14 protein-coding genes are annotated in these 18,321 nt (G+C 73.6%); 11 read left to right on the top strand and 3 right to left on the bottom strand.

Annotated features, from left to right (window positions below):
• Window positions 1–687 (bottom strand): response regulator transcription factor, encoded by a 687-nt coding sequence (locus HDG69_RS10565; protein WP_171783731.1) that lies wholly within the window; start codon window positions 685–687, stop codon window positions 1–3.
• Between the two features lie 141 nt (window positions 688–828).
• On the opposite strand from HDG69_RS10565, the gene HDG69_RS10560 reads away from it, so the two are divergent.
• From HDG69_RS10560 to HDG69_RS10535, 6 genes are all read left to right on the top strand, one after another.
• Window positions 829–2,172, top strand: a complete 1,344-nt coding sequence (locus HDG69_RS10560; RefSeq protein ID WP_171783730.1) for a sensor histidine kinase — start codon at window positions 829–831, stop codon at window positions 2,170–2,172.
• Window positions 2,169–2,855, top strand: a complete 687-nt coding sequence (locus HDG69_RS10555; RefSeq protein ID WP_171783729.1) for a response regulator — start codon at window positions 2,169–2,171, stop codon at window positions 2,853–2,855. Before HDG69_RS10560 ends, HDG69_RS10555 begins: the two co-directional genes overlap by 4 nt.
• Before the next feature lie 19 nt (window positions 2,856–2,874).
• On the top strand, window positions 2,875–3,531 hold the full coding sequence (locus tag HDG69_RS10550) for a hypothetical protein (protein ID WP_216645452.1): 657 nt from the start codon (window positions 2,875–2,877) through the stop codon (window positions 3,529–3,531).
• Window positions 3,532–3,701: 170 nt separating this feature from the next.
• Window positions 3,702–4,520, top strand: coding sequence for an ATP-binding cassette domain-containing protein (locus HDG69_RS10545; RefSeq protein WP_171783728.1), 819 nt, complete (start codon window positions 3,702–3,704; stop codon window positions 4,518–4,520).
• On the top strand, window positions 4,520–7,135 hold the full coding sequence (locus HDG69_RS10540; RefSeq protein WP_171783727.1) for an ABC transporter permease: 2,616 nt from the start codon (window positions 4,520–4,522) through the stop codon (window positions 7,133–7,135). Before HDG69_RS10545 ends, HDG69_RS10540 begins: the two co-directional genes overlap by 1 nt.
• A 145-nt stretch (window positions 7,136–7,280) precedes the next feature.
• A complete protein-coding gene (locus HDG69_RS10535) occupies window positions 7,281–11,288 on the top strand; it encodes an FtsK/SpoIIIE domain-containing protein (RefSeq protein ID WP_171783726.1) in 4,008 nt (1,335 codons plus the stop codon).
• Window positions 11,289–11,333: 45 nt separating this feature from the next.
• On the opposite strand, the gene HDG69_RS10530 is transcribed toward HDG69_RS10535, so the two are convergent.
• The gene (locus HDG69_RS10530; protein WP_171783725.1) at window positions 11,334–11,765 is read right to left on the bottom strand and encodes a hypothetical protein; all 432 of its coding nucleotides are present in this window, start codon (window positions 11,763–11,765) and stop codon (window positions 11,334–11,336) included.
• Window positions 11,766–11,990: 225 nt separating this feature from the next.
• On the opposite strand from HDG69_RS10530, the gene HDG69_RS10525 reads away from it, so the two are divergent.
• The gene (locus HDG69_RS10525) at window positions 11,991–12,239 is read left to right on the top strand and encodes a WhiB family transcriptional regulator (protein WP_106267737.1); all 249 of its coding nucleotides are present in this window, start codon (window positions 11,991–11,993) and stop codon (window positions 12,237–12,239) included.
• Window positions 12,240–12,353: 114 nt separating this feature from the next.
• On the opposite strand, the gene HDG69_RS10520 is transcribed toward HDG69_RS10525, so the two are convergent.
• Complete coding sequence (locus HDG69_RS10520) at window positions 12,354–13,829, bottom strand: sensor histidine kinase (protein ID WP_171783724.1); 1,476 nt, start codon at window positions 13,827–13,829, stop codon at window positions 12,354–12,356.
• Window positions 13,830–13,894: 65 nt separating this feature from the next.
• On the opposite strand from HDG69_RS10520, the gene HDG69_RS10515 reads away from it, so the two are divergent.
• The 4 genes from HDG69_RS10515 (at window position 13,895) to HDG69_RS10500 (ending at window position 18,243) form a co-directional block, all read left to right on the top strand.
• Complete coding sequence (locus HDG69_RS10515; protein WP_171783723.1) at window positions 13,895–14,395, top strand: DUF2505 family protein; 501 nt, start codon at window positions 13,895–13,897, stop codon at window positions 14,393–14,395.
• 245 nt (window positions 14,396–14,640) lie between these two features.
• Window positions 14,641–16,002: an ABC transporter substrate-binding protein gene (locus HDG69_RS10510; RefSeq protein WP_171783722.1), complete on the top strand. Its 1,362-nt coding sequence runs from the start codon at window positions 14,641–14,643 to the stop codon at window positions 16,000–16,002.
• Window positions 16,003–16,141: 139 nt separating this feature from the next.
• Window positions 16,142–17,323 (top strand): carbohydrate ABC transporter permease, encoded by a 1,182-nt coding sequence (locus HDG69_RS10505; RefSeq protein ID WP_171783721.1) that lies wholly within the window; start codon window positions 16,142–16,144, stop codon window positions 17,321–17,323.
• Window positions 17,320–18,243 (top strand): carbohydrate ABC transporter permease, encoded by a 924-nt coding sequence (locus HDG69_RS10500; protein ID WP_171783720.1) that lies wholly within the window; start codon window positions 17,320–17,322, stop codon window positions 18,241–18,243. The genes HDG69_RS10505 and HDG69_RS10500 overlap by 4 nt, the downstream gene beginning before the upstream one ends.
• Window positions 18,244–18,321 lie beyond the last annotated feature (78 nt).

Below are 18,321 nucleotides of genomic sequence, written 5' to 3'. Positions count from 1 at the left end.
TCAGGCCTGCTGGCCGAGCTCGAACCGGAAGCCGAGGCCCCGGACAGTGGAGACGTAGCGCGGCGAGTTCGCGTCGTCACCGAGCTTGCGGCGCAACCAGGAGACGTGCATGTCGAGGGTCTTGGTCGAGCCGACGGGGTCGGATCCCCACACGTCACGCATGAGCGTGTCACGCACGACGACGGAGCCCGCGTTGCCCACGAGCACCCTGAGGAGGTCGAACTCCTTGGTGGTCAGGTGCAGCTCGCGCTCCCCCTGGAACGCCCGGTGGGCGGCGACGTCGACGCGGACGTCCTGGGCGCGCAGCTCCTCGTCCTCCGCCGCCTCGCCGTGGGTGCGCCGCAGCAGCGCCCGGACCCGGGCGAGCAGCTCGGCGAGCCGGAACGGCTTGGTGACGTAGTCGTCGGCACCGGCGTCCAGGCCGACCACGAGGTCGACCTCGTCGGCGCGCGCGGTCAGCACGAGGATCGGCGTGGTCAGGCCCCGGCCACGGATCTCGCGTGCGACGTCCAGGCCGTCGATGTCCGGCAGGCCGAGGTCCAGGACGACGATGTCCGCGTCCCCGGCGTTGTCGATCGCTCCTTGACCGGTTCCTTGCACGACGACGTCGTAACCCTCACGTGTGAGAGCCCGCGCCAAAGGCTCGGCAATCGCCGGGTCGTCCTCGGCCAGCAGTACGTGGGTCATTCCCTCATGCTAGCGGCAATGTGCCTGGTCCCGGCACGTCGGGACACGACGACCTCGTCAGTCTGAGGTGGCATGTCGTGATCCCTCGGGTCCGACCTGGGACGGACGCGCGAGCCGTCCCACCTGCCTACCCTGACGACCATGGGATGGTCCGCACAGGTCGCCGGATGGTTCGAGCGCCACCGGTTCGTCGTCGACGCGACGGGCACCCTCGCGTTCGGCCTCTTCGTGCTCTCCACCACCACCCCCGTCCTCGCCCCGTGGGCCATCGACGTCGCCGGGACGGTGTGGTCCGTGCTCACCGTCGCACCCCTCGCGTGGCGACGCACCCGGCCGGTGGCGTCGGCCGTGGCGGTCTACGCGGTGGCGCTCGCCCACCTGCTGGCCGGCTACCCCCTGCTCTTCCCCTCCGACCTCGCGGTCCTCGCCGCCCTGTGGGCCGTCACCGTCTACGGCCCCACGTGGGCGCACGTCACCGCGATCGCCTCGACGGTCGTCGGGTCGTTCCTCATCGGGCCGGTCGTGGCCGTGCAGCAGCAGAGCACGAGCGCGCTCAACGAGCTCGCCGCCGTCAGCATGTTCTCCGCGGTGATCGGCCTGGCCGTCTGGGCCCTCGCGGTCGTCCGCCGGCAGCGCCGGGTCACCCTGGACGCCCTGCGCGACCGGGCCGAACGCCTCGAGATCGAGCGGGACCAGCAGACCCGCATCGCCACCGCCGCGGAGCGCGCGCGCATCGCCCGCGAGATGCACGACATCGTCGCCCACTCGCTGTCCATCGTCGTCGCCCAGGCCGACGGCGGCCGGTACGCCGCCTCGCAGGACCCGGCGGCCGCCGTGCGCTCGCTCGACGTCATCTCCGAGACGGGCCGCGCCGCCCTGTCCGACATGCGTCGGCTGCTCGGGGTCCTGCGCGAGGACGAGCCACGGCAGGAAGGCGGTCCCGCGGAGGGCGGCACGGGTCCGACGGCGGGCGGCCCGGACCGGCCGAGCACCACGGGCGGCGGGGCGCGCCCTGGCCGCGTGCCGTCGTCGGGCGCCGCACCCCTGACGCCGCAACCCGACGACGCCGACCTCGCCGCGCTCGTGGCCCAGGCCCGCGACGCCGGGACGCGGGTGTCCCTGGTGCGCGTCGGGCGGGCGCGACGCCTGCCGCCCGGCGCCGGGCTCACGCTCCACCGGGTCGTGCAGGAGGCTCTGAGCAACGTGCGCAAGCACGCCGGACCGGACCCGCGCGTCACCGTCGTGCAGCGCTGGGAGTCCGCGAACGTCGTGCTCGAGATCGCCGACGACGGCCGCGGCGCCTCGGCCGGCAGCGGTGACGCCGGCTACGGCCTGGTCGGGATGCGTGAGCGGGCCGCGATGTTCGGCGGCACCCTCACGGCCGGCCCACGGCCCGGCGGCGGCTGGCGGGTACGGTTCACGATGCCGGTGCCCGCCACCGCACCGCCCGAGCCGCTCGACAACGAGACCCAGGAGCCCGCATGACCGTCGCACCGTCCGACGACCCCGTGCGCGTCGCGCTCGTCGACGACCAGCAGCTCGTCCGGGCCGGGTTCCGGATGGTCATCGACTCCCAGCCGGACCTCACGGTGGCCGTCGAGGCCTCCGACGGCGCCCAGGCGCTCCGGCTGCTCGCCGACCACCCCGTGGACGTCGTGCTCATGGACGTGCGCATGCCGACCATGGACGGGCTCACGGCGACGTCCCGCCTGACCTCCAGGCCCGAGGCGCCCCGCGTCGTCGTCCTGACGACGTTCGACCTGGACGAGTACGTCCTGGAGGCGATCCGGGCCGGCGCCTCCGGGTTCCTGCTCAAGGACGCACCTCCCGAGGAGATGCTGGCGGCCATCCGCACCGTGCACCGCGGCGACGCCGTCATCGCGCCGTCCTCGACCCGCCGCCTGCTCGAGCATCTCGTCACGGCCCTGCCGGCCACGTCCACCGGTCCGGCGCAGGAGGCGCTCGCCGGGCTCACGGACCGTGAGCGCGAGGTGCTCGTGCTCATGGCGCGTGGCCGGTCGAACACCGAGATCGCCACGGAGCTGTTCGTCGCCGAGGCGACCGTCAAGACGCACGTGGGCCGGGTGCTGGCCAAGCTCGGTGCCCGCGACCGCGTCCAGGCCGTGGTCACCGCCTACGAGATCGGGCTCGTGCGACCCGGCTCCTGAGCGCCTCTACCCTGGTCCGGTGCGCCCCGTCCCCGACCCGCCCGCGCGCGACCACCGGGCCGTGGCGGAAGCGACCGAGCCCCCCGAAGGGCCCGAGGCACGGTGGGCGCGGCGCCTCGCCTGGCCGGTGGTCGTCGCGGCACTGGTGTCGGTGCCGGCGGTCTGGCTGACGCTGCTCGACGAGCCGTACCGGTCCGTGGGGACCGTCGCCAGCCTGCTGACCGGCGCCGTGCTGCTGGGCGAGACCGTCGTGCTGTTCGCGGTCTCGCGCGACAAGCGCCGCTGGGTCCGTCAGCACCGGTGGCTGGTCGTCGTGACCGTCGCGATCGTGGTCTCGGCGGTGCTGGCGATCGGTCCGACACAGCTGCTGCGGCTCGTGCGCGCCGTCGGTGCGCTCCGGGTGCTGCGGGCCCGCCACATCGTGCGCGCCGGACGACGGGTGATGGGCTACGCCACGCTGGACAGACGGTGGGAGCGGGTCCTGACCGGCGTGGTGGTCGCTGTCGTCGCGGCCTTCGTCGCGATGGTGCTCGCCGACCCGACCTCCCGCAGCCGGGTGCTGCTCGAGGGGATGCTGGGTGGTTCCGGCTACGTGGGGGCCGTGGTCGTGGCCGGCCTGCTCCTCGGAGGTGCCGTGCTGGTGCTGCTCCGGGGCCGCGCGGACGGCACGGACTGAGGGTCGGCCCTCAGGGAGCACTCAGGGTCGGGTCATCCCTGGGTATGACCTGAGCGGCCCGCACGACCCACCCGGGGGCCGACGACGGCGGGCCGCCGGCTCCGTAGCGTCGGTGGTGTCATCGAGCTCCCGTCCGGGAGCCGCCGGAGCAAGACCCGTGGAGACATCCCGTGGACACCACCGTGTTCGTCCCCGTCAACGACACCGACACCCCCGCCGACGGACGGCTCGCCGTCCGGGCGCGCGGTCTGACCAAGACCTACGGCACCGGAGAGGCGCAGGTGCGCGCCCTGGACGGTGTGGACGTCGACTTCGCCGAGGGTCGCTTCACCGCCATCATGGGCCCGTCGGGCTCGGGCAAGTCCACCCTCATGCACCTGCTGGCCGGGCTCGACACCGCGACGTCGGGTCAGGCGTTCCTCGGGACCACGGAGATCACCGGGCTCGGTGACAAGGCGCTGACCCGCCTGCGCCGCGACCGGGTGGGCTTCGTGTTCCAGCAGTTCAACCTGCTGCCGATGTTCAGCGCCCGCGACAACATCACCCTGCCGCTGGAGCTCGCCGGGGCGAAGGTCGACCACGTGTGGTTCGACACCCTGGTGCGCACGCTCGGGCTCGAGCAGCGCCTCGAGCACCGCCCGAGCGAGCTGTCCGGCGGCCAGCAGCAGCGGGTCGCGATCGCCCGCGCGCTCATCGCCCAGCCGGAGGTGGTCTTCGCCGACGAGCCGACGGGCAACCTGGACTCCCGCTCCGGCGCGGAGGTGCTCAGCTTCCTGCGACGCTCGGTGCGCGAGCTCGGCCGGACCATCATCATGGTCACCCACGACCCGGCAGCCGCCGCGTACGCCGACCGTGTGATCCTCATCGCCGACGGCCGGATCGCCGGCGAGATCAGCGACCCCACGCCCGAGGCCGTCCTCGCCGGCCTCGACGCGCTGCGCTCCCTCGAGGGCCCGGTCGCCGACGACGGCACGCAGGCGGGTGCGTGATGCTGCAGATCACCCTGGCGCAGATGCGCCGCAGCGCGGGGCGGCTCACGGCGGCCGGCATCGCCATCGTCATCGGCACGGCGTTCGTCGCCGCGACCCTGCTGGCCGGCGCCGTCATCACCCGCACCGTCAACGACTCCATCGCCGCCCGGTACGCCGACGCCGACCTCGTGATCGGCGCCACGACGGACACGCCGATCACCGACGTCGGCGCGCTGGAGGCGATCGACGGGGTCACGGCGGCTGCTCCCGTGAACGGCACGAGCCTCGGTCTGACGGTGGGCAACCGCACCGTGTACCAGCTCACGATCCCCACCACCGACCCGCGGCTGATGCCGTTGGACGTGACGGACGGCGCCATGCCCGACGGCAGGGACCAGGTCGCGCTGCCCGCCGACGTCGCCGAGCGGCTCGACGTCGCGGTCGGGGACACCGTGGCCGTCACCCGGGACGAGATGACCGACGGCGGCTGGCAGCAGATCACCGAGCAGCCGGTCGTCGTCGGCCTCCTGGACGACCCCTACGGCGCCTACGCGCAGAGCCAGGGCGCCGCCGTGCTCGACGCCGACACGTTCCTCGACTGGGAGGCGGCGTCCTGGGGGACGGAGCGTGGCGCCACCGAGGTCTCGGTCGCGCTCGACCCGGGTGCCGACGTCGCCGCGGTGCAGGCCGCCCTGGCCGCGGAGATCGGCGGGACGACCTCCACCGACGACGCGCGCTGGGTGGTCGAGACGGACGTACGGGCCTCCGAGGTGGCGGCCTCGTTCACCGGTGACCAGGACCTGATGTTCCTCGTCTTCGTGCTCACCTTCGCCGCCATCGCCCTGGTGGTGGCAGGCCTGGTCATCGCCAACACCTTCCAGGTCCTCGTCGCCCAGCGGACCCGCACCCTGGCGCTGCTGCGGTGCGTCGGTGCCGACAAGGCACAGGTCGGACGGGGTGTGCTCACGGAGGCGGCCATCCTGGGTGCCATCGCCTCGGCCGCCGGTGTGCTGCTCGGGGTGCTCCTGGGGCAGTCGGCCCTCTGGATCGCGCACGCCATGGACGTCGCCGTCCCGCTGCCGGACACCATCGCGCTGACCTGGCAGGTCATCGTGATCCCGATGGTCGTGGGCGTCCTCGTGACCGTGGGCGCGGCACTCGTGCCGGCTCGCGTGGCGACCCGCGTGGCCCCCCTGGCGGCGCTGCGACCCGCCGACGGACCGTCGGTCTCCCGACGTGCCGGCAGGGTGCGCCTGGTGCTCTCGCTCCTGGCCACCGTGTTCGGGTTCGCCCTGCTGGCGGGCGGCGCGCTCCTCGGCACGATCGCCCAGGAGCCCACCGTCGGCCTGCTGGCCGGTATCGCCGGCGGAGCGTCGTCGTTCATCGGTGTCGCGGTCGGTGCGGTGTTCTGGCTGCCGAAGGTCACCTCCCTGGCCGGCCGGCTGGTGGGCACCTCCGGCCCGACGGCGCGCCTGGCCGCGGCGAACACGCTGCGCAACCCGCGCCGCACCGCCACCACGAGCACCGCGCTGCTCATCGGCGTCACGCTCGTCGCGATGATGTCGACGGGCGCGGCGAGCGCCCGTGCCTCGCTCACCGAGGCGCTGGACGAGCAGTACCCCGTCGACGTCGTCGTCTCCAGCACGTTCTACGACGACGCCGGCGTCCCGACCGCGCTGCCGGACGAGCTCCGCGCGGAGGTCGCCACGGCCGAGGGCGTCTCGTCGGTCGCCGACCTCGCGAACGTCACCCTGGAGTCGCCGGACTTCGCCCTCGACGAGGACGGGGCGTGGGTGCCTGCCGACAGCGCGGACGCCGTCTCCCCCTGGACGCTCGACATCCTGGCCGTCGACCCTGCCGCTGCTCGTGCGGTGATGAACGCTCCCGGCGACCTCGCCGGCCTGGAGGCCGGCACCGTGGTGCTCGGCTCCTGGTTCGCGGACGGGCTCGAGCTGTCGGCCGGCGACACGATGGCGCTGAGCGGACCGGGCGGCACGGAGTCGTTCACCGTCGCGGTGGTGGACGACCCCTACGCGAGCTACCTCGCGTGGGAGGACGCGGCGGCGGCGGAACCCGGTCTCGTCGCGAACGGGATGTACGTCTCCCTGTCCGACGCCGCAGACCCGAACGCGGCGGTCGGCGCGATCCAGTTCGCGGTGGCGGACGCGGACGAACCGGCGCAGGTCACCGGCGCGGTCGTGGAGCGTGCGATGTTCGACCAGCTCATCGACACGTTGCTCGGCATCGTGGTCGGGCTCCTGGCCGTGGCCGTGGTCATCGCCCTCATCGGGGTGGCGAACACCCTGTCGCTGTCGGTGATCGAGCGGCGCAAGGAGTCGGCGACGCTGCGCGCCATCGGACTGTCCAAGGCGCAGCTGCGCGGCATGCTCGCGATCGAGGGCCTGCTCATCGCCGGGGTCGGCGCGGTGCTCGGTGTCGCCCTGGGCCTGGTGTACGGCTGGTCGGGCGCGGCCGCCGCCCTCGGGGTGATGGGCGACGTCACGCTCTCGGTGCCGTGGCGTGACGTGGCCCTGGTGCTGCTGGTCGCGCTGGTCGCGGGTCTGGTCGCCTCGGTGGCCCCGGCCCGCACGGCGCTCAAGGCCTCCCCGGTGGAGGCGCTCGCCGCGGACTGAACCCGGCGCGGGCGCGAGGTCGACCCTGCCGTCCCGAGACCGACCCGTGGAGGGTCAATCTCGGGACGGCAGGGTCGACCTCGCGGTTTCCACAGGGTGTGGACGGTGTGTGCGGGACGGGAGACGACGGCGGCACGCTGGCCCCATGCCCGTCCGCCTCACGCTGCACCCCGGCGAGGACGTCGAGCTGCCCGAGGGCGCCCGGCTCGGCGACCTGCGCGCACCCCTGGCCGATCTCGTCCGTCGCCCCGAGCTCTGGCACGCCCGGCTCGAGGCCGACGGCGCCGCCGTCGGCGACGACGCGGTCGTCGGCCGGCGACCGCTGCTGCCCGGGGCCACCCTGCGGGTGGTCGGTGCGGACCGGCGTCACCGGGAGGATCCGGACGTCGCCGCGCTGCGCAGCCCGTGGCTCGTCGCGTCCACCACCGGTCCGGACGCCGGGGAGACGCTCCCCCTCGCGCCGGGCCGTCCCGTCGTCGTCGGCGGGTCCGCCCGAGGGGTGACCGTCCGAACGGACGCCCGCGGCCGGGTCCGTCTGCGCTCCCACCGCGTGTCCCCGTCCTGGTTCCCGGTCGGCGACCGACGTGCGCGCACCCGTCCGGAGGCCGCGACGGTCCGGGTCGACCGCGGCCGCGAGCGCCGGCGTCGCCTGGGGCCGCTGCGACGCCGGTGGCGCCCCGGCACCCTCCTGGAGGTGACCGGACGCCGCTACGCGTTGCACCGTTCCGGAGACGTCGCGACCTGGCTCGCCCCGTCGTCCGACGGCCCCTCGACCACCCCGGCGGTCAGCACGGCGATGCTGCTCACCGGGACGGTCCCCGTGCTCGGCGCGATCGGGCTGGCCGTCATGCTGCGCCAGCCGTTGTACGCCCTGTTCTCGCTGGTCGCGGTCGTCGCCCTGGTACCCCAGGTCGTGGCGGTCGTCCGTCGGCGCCGCGCGTCGACCGCGGAGGCGCCGGACGTCCGGACGCCGGGGGCTCGTCCGGCGGGCGCCGCCCCGTGGGTGACCGCTGCCCGCGTCGTCGCGGCTCACCAGGCCTCCGACGTCGCGTGGCACCGCGCCCTCGAGACGCTGGCGGGCCGGGGCCGGTCAGGTGCGCAGCGAGCCGTCCCCGCGCCCGCCCGGTCCCCGCGGGACCTGCTGCCCGACGGTGCTCTCGCGGTGCGCGGCCCCACGGGGGCCGCCCGCGCCGTCGCCCGCGCCGTCGTCGTCGACCTCGCCGCGACCGGCGCGTCGGTGCAGGTCGTCGGCGGCGGGCACGGTGCCTGGGACTGGTGCCGCTGGCTCACGCCGGGTCACGACGGGGCCGCACCCGAACCGTCGAGCCACCTGCTCGTGGTCGACGACCCCGACCCGGAGGCGCTCGCCGTCGCGGACGACGCGGTCCGCCGTGGGCACGCCGTCGTGCTGTGCCTGCCCCACGAGCCCGGCGGGCGAGAGGTGCCCGCCCCGTCCTGGTGCCGTGCCGTCGTGCGGGTCGCCCCTGACGGTCTGGTCCACCGCACCGCACCGGACGGCACCGACAGCACGGAGCCCGGCGTGGGCGTCACGCCGTCCTGGGCAGGGCGTGCCGCGCGACGGCTCGCGGGACTGGGGGCGCTGCGGCGGTCGCTCACCGACCTCGACGACGCCGAGAGCTCCGGGCAGGGCGTCCCCTCGGGCGCCGAGCGCGACGGGTCCGACGTCACGGCGGCCGGCCTGCCCGCCGTCGTGGCCCTCGGCGACCTGCTCGACGGCGCGGACCCCGCGCAGCGCTGGGCGGACGCCACCGGCTGGCGGGTGCCGCTCGGCGTCGACGCGACGGGCGACGTGGTCGAGCTCGACCTGGTCGGCGACGGGCCGCACCTGCTGGTCGCCGGGACCACGGGCTCGGGCAAGTCCGAGCTGCTGCAGTCCCTCGTGCTGGGCCTGGCCCTGACGCGGTCTCCCGCCGACCTGGCGCTCGCCCTGGTCGACTTCAAGGGCGGGGCGTCGTTCGGCCGGTGCGCGGACCTGCCGCACGTGGTCGGGCAGGTCACCGACCTCGAGCCCGGTCTGGCCGGCCGTGCGCTCGCGGGCCTGCGCGCGGAGCTGGGCCGCCGCGAGCGGGTGCTCGCCGAGCACCGGGCTGCGTCGCTGGACGACGCTCCACCTGGCACCCTGCCTCGTCTCGTGGTGGTCATCGACGAGTTCCGCGCGCTCGCCGACGACCTGCCCGACTTCCTGCCCGGGCTGCTCCGGGTCGCCGCCCAGGGCAGGTCTCTAGGCGTCCACCTGGTCCTGGCGACGCAGCGTCCCTCCGGCGCTGTCAGCACCGACGTGCGGGCGAACGTCTCGGCCCGCATCGCGCTGCGTGTGGTGGACGCCGCCGACTCCCACGACGTGGTCGGCACGGCGGCCGCCGCCGCCGTCCCCCTGGGGGCACCGGGGCGCGCGGTCCTGCGCATCGGCTCCGGCGCACCGGTCGCCCTGCAGTGCGCGCACGCCGGGACCGTGCCCGACGGCGGCGGTCCGGTCGTGCGACGCGCAGCGGCCTGGCGACCGGAGCACCCCGCCGGGGCGGACCGCCCGGGGTGCGGCCGGGCGGCCGACGACGGCGGACCCGTCGCCGACGGAGCCTCGGCGTCGGCCACCGCCCGCGAGCCGGTCGCCGCCACCGTGGAGGCCGCACGCTCAGCGGCGGACCGCCTCGGTCTCCGCCCGGGCCCGGCACCCTGGTTGCCACCGCTACCGGTGCGGGTGATCGAGGCAGACGTCCCCCCGCGGATGCCCACCTCCGACGACGAACCGGGCGCACTGCCGCTCGCGCTCGCCGACGACCCCGGGAGCCAGCGTCGCCTGCTGGTGCGCTGGCACCCACGGACCGGCCATCTCGCCGTCGTCGGTGCCACCCGGTCGGGCCGCACGACGACGCTCGTGTCGCTCGCCGCCGCGGCGCTGGCCCGGGGCTGGCACGTGCACGTCCTCGCTCCCGGCTCGGCCGTGCCGGCCTTCGACGGGCTGTCCGGGCACCCGGGCCTCGGGACGGTCACCGGCCCTGACGATCCCCGTCGGGCGCGTCGTCTGCTCGGGCTCCTCGACCGGCCACGCTCGTCGGACGGCGGCGAACCAACGCTCGTCGTGGTGGACCGGGTCGAGGAGCTGCGGGCGGCGCTCGTCGGACGCGACGCGAGCGACCCCCTCGTGTCGGCGCTTGCCACGAGCCGCGTGGCCTTCGCGCTGTCCGCCGACTCGGCCGCCGTCGGCGGCGTGGCGGCGCGGGTCGGGCCACGCCTCGTGCTGCTCGGCACGGACCAGCACGACGACGTGATGCGAGGCGCACCGGCAGGGCTCGCCGGCACCGGTGGTACGCCCGGGCGCGCCGCCTGGCTCACGACGGGAACCCCGCTCGGCTGCCAGGTGCTCCTGCCGTCGGTGCCCCCGGCCGGGGGCGGAGCGCCTCCTCTCGCGGGTCCGGTCCGCGTCGAGCCGCTGCCGGCACGGGTCCCGTGGGCGGACCTGGCCGAGGTGCGAGAGCGGGCCGGCACCGGCGCTGCCGGCGAGCAGCTCGGGCACGGCTCGCGACCGGTGGTCGTCGGCGTGGGGGACGACGCCGCGGTGCCCGTCGCCCTGGACGTGGCGCAGGGTGCGCTGGTGGTCGGCCCACGGGGCTCGGGACGCACGACCGTGCTGCGGACGGTCGTGCGTTCCCTGGTGAGCGCCTGCGCCCTCGCCGCCGTCGTGTCCCGGGACCCCGCGCTGCGTGCCGAGCCCGGTGACCATGTCGTCTCGAGCGCCTCGCCGTCCTCCGTCCGACGGCTGGTCGAGGGTCTGTCGGCGGCGCACGACGGCGGCGACCGGCGCTCCAGGTCCCACGTCGTCGTGGACGACCTCGACATGGTCGCCCAGGCGTGCCCCGTCGAGGCCGAGCGCCTCGCGATGCTGGCCGAGGACGGTGGCGTCGTCCTGGTCGCCTCGGCCACGACCCAGGGCGCCCTCATGGCGCACCGCGGGCCCCTGGCCGAGCTGCGGGCCCGGCGGCACGGTGTCGTGCTCGGGGCCGGCGGCCGGGACGCCGACGAGGTCCTCGGCACTCCGCTGGACGAGTTCGCCGAGGGCGGGCCGGGCCGGGCCGGGCGGGGCGTCCTGGTCGATGCGGGCCGGGCACGCGCTCTGCAGGCGGCCGGACCGTGACCGACAGGGCGTGACAGGAGCGGACGGCACTGCCCGCGCGGCCGGTCAGGCGGCGGTGTGCTCCACGACCGACCGCGTCATGAGCCCGCACAGGGCGACCGCGGCGAGCAGCACGAGGGCGAGGCCGCCGACGACGGCGGCGCTCGTCCCGGCGGTCAGCAGCGAGAGGCCGATGATGCCCTGGAAGACCTGCCACCCGGCGAGCGGGGTCCGTCCACGCCGCCGTCCTCGCCGGACGGCCAGCCCGCAGCCGAGGAGCAGCCACGCCAGCCCGAGGAAGAACAGGACGATGAACACGCTGACCCCGAGGCTCGTCGAGCCGCCGCCCACCAGCTCGACCAGCACGGCGCCGGCGAAGACGATCATGGCCAGGGCCTCGAGGCCGACGATCCCGAGCACGGCGACGAGCATCCGGGGGACGGGACCTCGCGGGTGGACCGGGCCGGTGTCGGGCGAAGGTGCGGCGGGTGCGGGCATGACACGCCAGGATACGGCGACGGCGAAAGTTTGTGCAGTGTGATGAAACCCTCAGGGTTCACGGCGTAGAAATCTTGTCGTAACCCCTTGTGCCCACCTTCACGAGGTGTGATTCTGGATGGAGATTCCGAACCCCCCTGAACGATCAGCCCGGAGACGGCTGCCTCTCGGCATGCCCCGACCGCGCGCCGCCCGGGCCGATCACAGACCACTTGAGGAGATGACATGGACTGGCGCCACAAGGCAGCCTGCCTCGACGAGGACCCGGAGCTCTTCTTCCCGATCGGCAACACCGGCCCGGCCCTCATGCAGATCGAGGAGGCCAAGGCCGTCTGCCGCCGCTGCGACGTCGTCGACAACTGCCTCAAGTGGGCCATGGAGTCCGGCCAGGACGCCGGCGTCTGGGGTGGCATGAGCGAGGACGAGCGCCGCGCCCTGAAGCGGCGCACCGCTCGCGCCCGCCGCGCCGGCTGAGGCACCCCGAGCACCACGAAGGGCTCCCCGCTCCTGAGAGCGGGGAGCCCTTCTGCGTCGTCCGCCCCGCGCGTCGTCCGCCCCGCGCGTCGTCCGCCCTGCGCGTCGTGGGCGTCAGCGCTGCGCCTCGCCCCGCAGGTACACCTGCAGGACGACCTCGGTGCCACCGCCCTCGCGTGGTTGCCAGTCGATCGTCCCGCGCAGCTCGTTGACGACCAGCGTCTTGACGATCTGGGACCCCAGTCCGCTGCGGGAGGCACGGCCGAGCTCGTCGATGCCGTCCCGCATCCCGACGCCGTCGTCCGCCACGACGACCCTCAGCGACGCGTCCTCGCGCTCGACGTCGATGGACACCGTGCCGGTCTCCTGTCCCGGGAAGCCGTGCTCGACGGCGTTGGTCACGAGCTCGGTGAGGATCAGCGCGAGCGGGGTCGCGTCCTGGGCGGGCACGAGCCCGAACGAGCCGCTCTGCCGGGTGCTGATCTGGGCGCGGGTGGAGGCCACGTCCGCGGCCAGCCGCAGCGCCCGCTTGAGCATGTCGTCCAGCTCGACGCTCTCGTCGAGGGTCTGGGACAGCGACTCGTGCACGAGCGAGATGGTCGCGACGCGACGCATGGCCTCCTCGAGGGCGGCCCGCGCCTCAGGGACCTCCATGCGCCGGGCCTGCAGGCGCAGGAGCGCCGCGACGGTGGCGAGGTTGTTCTTGACGCGGTGGTGGATCTCGCGGATCGTCGCGTCCTTGGTCATCAGCTCGCGCTCGCGGCGACGCAGCTCGGACACGTCGCGGCACAGCAGGACGGCGCCGATGCGCTGCCCGCGGTCCGTCAGGGGCAGGGCGCGCAGCGACAGCGCCACGCGACCTGCCTCGATGTCGGTGCGCCACGGCGCACGGCCCATGACCACGAGCGGCAGCGACTCGTCGACGGTGTCCTGCTGCTCGGCGATCCCCGCGGTGACCTCGACGAGCGACTGCCCCACGAGCGGCCCGATGACCCCGAGCCGGTGGAAGCAGGACAGCGCGTTCGGGCTGGCGTAGAGCACCTCCCCCTCGGAGTTCAGCCGGATCAGGCCGTCCCCGACGCGCGGGGCGCCTCGTCGGGGGCCCGTCGCCGCGTTGGGCGACGGGTACTCGCCGCGACCGATCATCGCGAGCAGGTCGTCCGCGGACTCCACGTAGTTGAGCTCGAGACGGCTGGGCGTGCGCCCCGAGCCGAGGTTCGTCTGCCGGGCGACGACGGCGATCGCACGCCCGTCGTGCACGACGGGCACCGCCTCCTCCCGCACGGCGTAGGCGCCGAACCAGCGCGGCTCGCGCGAGCGCTGGGCGCGCGCCTCGTGCATCGCGGCGGCGAGCTGCGGACGCTGCCCCTCGGGAGCGAAGGAACCCACGACGTCGTCGTAGTGGACGGTGGCTCCGGTGCTGGGTCGGCACTGCGCGACGGCGACGAAGCGGCCGTCGGCGGTGGGGAGCCACAGCACGAGGTCGGCGAAGGCGAGGTCGGAGACGATCTGCCAGTCGCCGACCAGGAGGTGGAGCCACTCGAGGTCTCCCCCGGCCAGCTCGGCGTGCTCGGCGATCAGATCACTCATGGCGGACACGCCCACCAGCGTACGGGGCGCGTGCTCGTCCAGGGCACGCCGGTAGGCTGTGCACCGTGCACCTGACCGTGGAGCAGACCTACCCGGCGGACGTCGCCGCCGTGGCCGCCATGCTCGCCGACGCGGAGTTCGTGCGGTGGCGGGCGGCGCGTCCCGACGCCGGTGCGGCCTCCCAGGTGGACGTGACCGGGGACCCGGCCTCCGGGTTCACCGTGTCGCTGCGACGCACCCTGCCGACGGACCTCATCCCGGTCCAGCTCCGCCAGCTCGTGGGCGAGCACCTCGAGGTGCGTCAGGCCGAGGCGTGGGAACCGGAGCGCGAGGGCCGGCAGGTCGGGACGGTCGCCGTGGAGATCGCCGGGGCGCCCGTGCGGATGACCGGGTCGCTGCTGCTCGAACCGTTGCCCGACGGCGGCACCCGCCAGGTGTACGACGGGGAGGTCCGCGCTACCGTCCCCGTCTTCTCCGGGACCGTGGAGGAGGCCGCCGGTGGCGCCGTCCGGCGCACCCTGGAGGCCGAGGAACGGGCCGGGCGGGAGTGGTTGGCGCGGAACTGACCCGCGCCCGGCGACCTCGTCATGGCCCTCGACGACCGGACCGGGGCGGGCGGTCGCATCACGGTTTGATCACGGGAGCGCTCCCACCAGCCTTGTGACCTGCGAAGACGCAGGTCAGCGAGATCACCGTCCCGCATCGATCACCGGCAGGGCTTGACGTGGCAGCCTCGCGACGGGAGCATCGTGGTTGGTCGTGGAAGCGCTACCACGTCAGAGGTGGACGCGCTTCCAGAAACGCACCACGCATGAACCAACCAGACAAGGGAGTCACCGTGCTCAGCAGCACCCGCCCCCGCCGGAGCCGTCGCGTCGCAGCGGCCACTGCCGGCATCGCGTCCCTCGCCCTGATCCTCGGCGCCTGTTCAGGCGACTCCGAGGACCCCGGAACCACGGGCGACGGCGACGGCGAGGCGATGGACGAAGAGATCACTCTCACCGTCGCCACCTTCAACGACTTCGGGTACACCGAGGAGCTCCTGGCCCAGTACGCCGACGAGCACCCGAACGTCACCATCGAGCACGTCACGGCCGCAGAGTCGGGCGACGCCCGCACCAACCTGACGACCAAGCTCGCCGCCGGCGGCGAAGGGCTGGCCGACATCGAGGCCATCGAGGTCGACTGGCTGCCCGAGCTCATGCAGTACCCGAGCCTCTTTGCCGACCTCCCCACGATCGACGGCCGCTGGGTGGACTGGAAGGTCGAGCAGGCCACCACTCCGGAGGGCCAGCTCATCGGCTACGGCACCGACATCGGCCCCGAGGCCATCTGCTACCGCTCCGACCTGCTCGAGGCGGCCGGCATGCCGTCCGAGCGTGAGGAGGTCGCGGAGTGGATCGGCGGCGAGGGCGCCACCTGGGAGTCCTACTTCGAGGCCGGCAAGGAGTACACCGAGGCCAGCGGCGACGCCTGGTTCGACTCGGCCCAGGCCACGTTCCAGGGCATGGTCAACCAGCTCGACGCCGCCTACGAGGACCCGGCCACCGGTGAGCCCCTCGACCTGGCCACCAACACCCAGGTCAAGGACCTGTACGACCAGGTGCTCACCGCCGCGGTCGAGGACGACCTGTCCGCCGGTCTCGAGCAGTGGGGCGACGACTGGTCCGCCGGCTTCCAGAACGACGCCTTCGCCACGATGCTCTGCCCGTCGTGGATGACCGGTCCGATCGAGGAGCGCGCCGGCAGCATCGAGGGCTGGGACATCGCCGACGTCTTCCCCGGTGGCGGCGGCAACTGGGGCGGGTCGTTCCTGACCGTCCCGGCGTCCGGTGCGAACACCGAGGCGGCCACTGAGCTCGCCGACTGGCTGACCTCCCCGGAGATCCAGACCCAGGCGTTCGAGAACTCCGGCACCTTCCCCTCGCAGATCGAGGTCCAGCAGTCCGACGAGGTTCTGGCCTACGTCAACGACTTCATGAGCGGCGCTCCGGCTGGCGAGATCTTCGCCACCCGCGCCCAGTCGATCGACGGCGCCCCGTTCAAGGGTGCGAACTACTTCGCGATCCACGCCGAGGTCCAGAACGGCATCAACCGTGTCGACCTCAACGGCGAGGACCCGGAGAAGTCCTGGGAGACGGCCGTCACGGACGCCCAGAACGTCATCCAGTGACGACGTCGGTCACCCGGGTGTGAGGCGTCAGCCGCCCCGCACCCTCCAGTGAGACACCGTGTCGGGCCGGTCGCCACCCCGGCGGCCGGCCCGACACGTGCCCAGCCCCACCCCACGGAGAGACGTACAGGAACTGCTCATGGCCCTCTTGTCCCCCACCAAGCCCGCGCACGCGCGCGGCGGACCCGACCGTCCACCACGACGGCTCGGCCTCTCCCAGCGGCTCGGCCGGCTGGACGTCAAGATCTCGCCCTACCTGTACATCTCCCCCTTCTTCCTGCTCTTCGCCGTCGTCGGGCTCTTCCCGCTCGTCTACACGGCGATCGTGAGCCTGTACGACTGGAACCTGCTCGGCGGTCAGGGCGACTTCGTCGGCATGGCGAACTACGTCGCGGTGCTGCAGCAGCCGCTGTTCTGGAAGTCGGTCGTCAACACCTTCTCCATCTTCCTGTTCTCGTCGGTGCCCCAGGTGATCATGGCGATCACCATCGCCGCGATCCTCGACCAGAACCTCCGGGCGGCCACCTTCTGGCGCATGGGCGTCCTGGTCCCGTTCGTCGTCGCGCCCGTCGCCATCTCGATGATCTTCGGCCGCCTGTACGCCGACCAGTACGGCTTCATCAACGAGGTGCTCGGCCTGGTCGGCGTCGACCCGGTCGCCTGGCACGGTGACCGCCTGGCCAGCCACTTCGCGATCTCCACGATGGTCAACTACCGGTGGACCGGCTACAACACGCTGATCTTCCTCGCCGCGATGCAGGCCGTGCCGCGTGAGCTCTACGAGGCCGCGGTCATCGACGGTGCCGGGCGCGTCCGCCAGTTCTTCTCGGTGACGGTCCCCCAGATCCGCGCCACCGTCATCTTCGTGGTCATCACCTCGACCGTCGGCGGGATGCAGATCTTCGACGAGGTCCGCATGTACGACTCCCAGGGCCTCGGTGGCCCGAACCGCGACTGGATGACCACCGTCGTCTACCTGTACGACGTCGCGTGGGGCAACCAGAAGAGCTTCGGCCGCGCGGCTGCCGTCGCCTGGCTGTTGTTCCTCCTCATCGTCCTGATCGGCATGATCAACTTCCTCCTGACGCAGCGCATCGCCACCGGCGGCGGGCGCGGGCCGAAGGTGAGCCGCCGGCACACCAAGAGGCTCCTGGCCGAGGCCAGGGCCGCGGCCGCGAGCCACGACGGGCCGGTCCCGTCCGCCGCACCCGGCGGAACACCGGGAGCAGGACAAGGCTCACCACCACCCCCACCGTCGATCCCGCCCGTGCGGCCGCCTGCCGGCCCGCAGAGCCCGAACCCCGGGGAGGACGTCCGATGAGCTCCGTCGCCGTCACCGCGCAGACCGCCGGCGCCAGCGCCGCCCGAGCCGCCGCCAAGCGTCGCTCCCGCGGCAGAGCACCGGTCGGCGGTTCCGCCCGTCGCGCCGGCAAGGTCACCTACATCCTGCTCGGCGCCGTCCTGCTGATCTCGATGTTCCCGCTGTACTACACGCTGCTGCTGGGCTCGTCCGACCCCACGTCCATCGCGCAGAACCCGATCCCGCAGTGGCTGCCGGACGCGAGCCTCTTCACGCAGTTCGCCACGGTCATCACCGACTCCAACATCAACTTCTGGCTGGCGCTGTGGAACTCCACCCTCATCGCCGTGATCTCCTCGGCGTCGGTGGTGCTCTTCTCGACGCTGGCCGGGTACTCGTTCGCCAAGCTGAACTTCCGTGGCCGGGGGCCGCTGCTCGTCTTCGTCATCGCCACCATGGCCGTCCCCGTGCAGCTCGGCATCATCCCGCTGTACATCCTCATGAGCGAGATCGGCTGGTACGGCAAGGTCCAAGCGGTCATCCTGCCGGGTCTGGTCACGGCGTTCGGCGTCTTCTGGATGACCCAGTACCTCTCCGAGGCGCTGCCCTACGAGCTCATCGAGGCGGCGCGGGTCGACGGGGCGTCCATGATCCGCACGTTCTGGTCGATCGCGATGCCGGCCGCCTTGCCGGCGGCGGCGATGCTCGGGCTCTTCCAGTTCGTCCAGCAGTGGACCAACTACTTCTGGCCCTCGATCATCCTCACCAACGAGAACCCCACCCTGCCACTGGTCGTCCGATCGCTGCAGGCCAACTACTTCGTGGACTACTCGCTGGTCATGGGTGGCATCTTCCTGGTCACGCTCCCGCTGCTGGTGCTCTTCTTCTTCGTGGGCCGCCAGCTCGTCGCCGGGATCATGGCTGGCGCGGTCAAGGGCTGACCCGCACACTCGACCGCAGGGCTGTCCGGACGGCTCCGACCGTCCGGACAGCCCTCCCACCCACAGGGAAGTACAGCT

Source organism: Isoptericola halotolerans, from assembly GCF_013149785.1.
Classification (GTDB): Bacteria; Actinomycetota; Actinomycetes; order Actinomycetales; family Cellulomonadaceae; genus Isoptericola; species Isoptericola halotolerans.
This window is presented reverse-complemented; position numbering and strand designations above follow the sequence as displayed.

Coding starts and splice junctions, on each gene's coding strand:
- HDG69_RS10505 (WP_171783721.1), top strand. CDS start 16,142: ATGGCCCTCTTGTCCCCCACCAAGCCCGCGCACGCGCGCGGCGGACCC.
- HDG69_RS10525 (WP_106267737.1), top strand. CDS start 11,991: ATGGACTGGCGCCACAAGGCAGCCTGCCTCGACGAGGACCCGGAGCTC.
- HDG69_RS10560 (WP_171783730.1), top strand. CDS start 829: ATGGGATGGTCCGCACAGGTCGCCGGATGGTTCGAGCGCCACCGGTTC.
- HDG69_RS10565 (WP_171783731.1), bottom strand. CDS start 687: ATGACCCACGTACTGCTGGCCGAGGACGACCCGGCGATTGCCGAGCCT.
- HDG69_RS10540 (WP_171783727.1), top strand. CDS start 4,520: ATGCTGCAGATCACCCTGGCGCAGATGCGCCGCAGCGCGGGGCGGCTC.
- HDG69_RS10520 (WP_171783724.1), bottom strand. CDS start 13,829: ATGAGTGATCTGATCGCCGAGCACGCCGAGCTGGCCGGGGGAGACCTC.
- HDG69_RS10535 (WP_171783726.1), top strand. CDS start 7,281: ATGCCCGTCCGCCTCACGCTGCACCCCGGCGAGGACGTCGAGCTGCCC.
- HDG69_RS10500 (WP_171783720.1), top strand. CDS start 17,320: ATGAGCTCCGTCGCCGTCACCGCGCAGACCGCCGGCGCCAGCGCCGCC.
- HDG69_RS10530 (WP_171783725.1), bottom strand. CDS start 11,765: ATGCCCGCACCCGCCGCACCTTCGCCCGACACCGGCCCGGTCCACCCG.
- HDG69_RS10510 (WP_171783722.1), top strand. CDS start 14,641: ATGAACCAACCAGACAAGGGAGTCACCGTGCTCAGCAGCACCCGCCCC.
- HDG69_RS10555 (WP_171783729.1), top strand. CDS start 2,169: ATGACCGTCGCACCGTCCGACGACCCCGTGCGCGTCGCGCTCGTCGAC.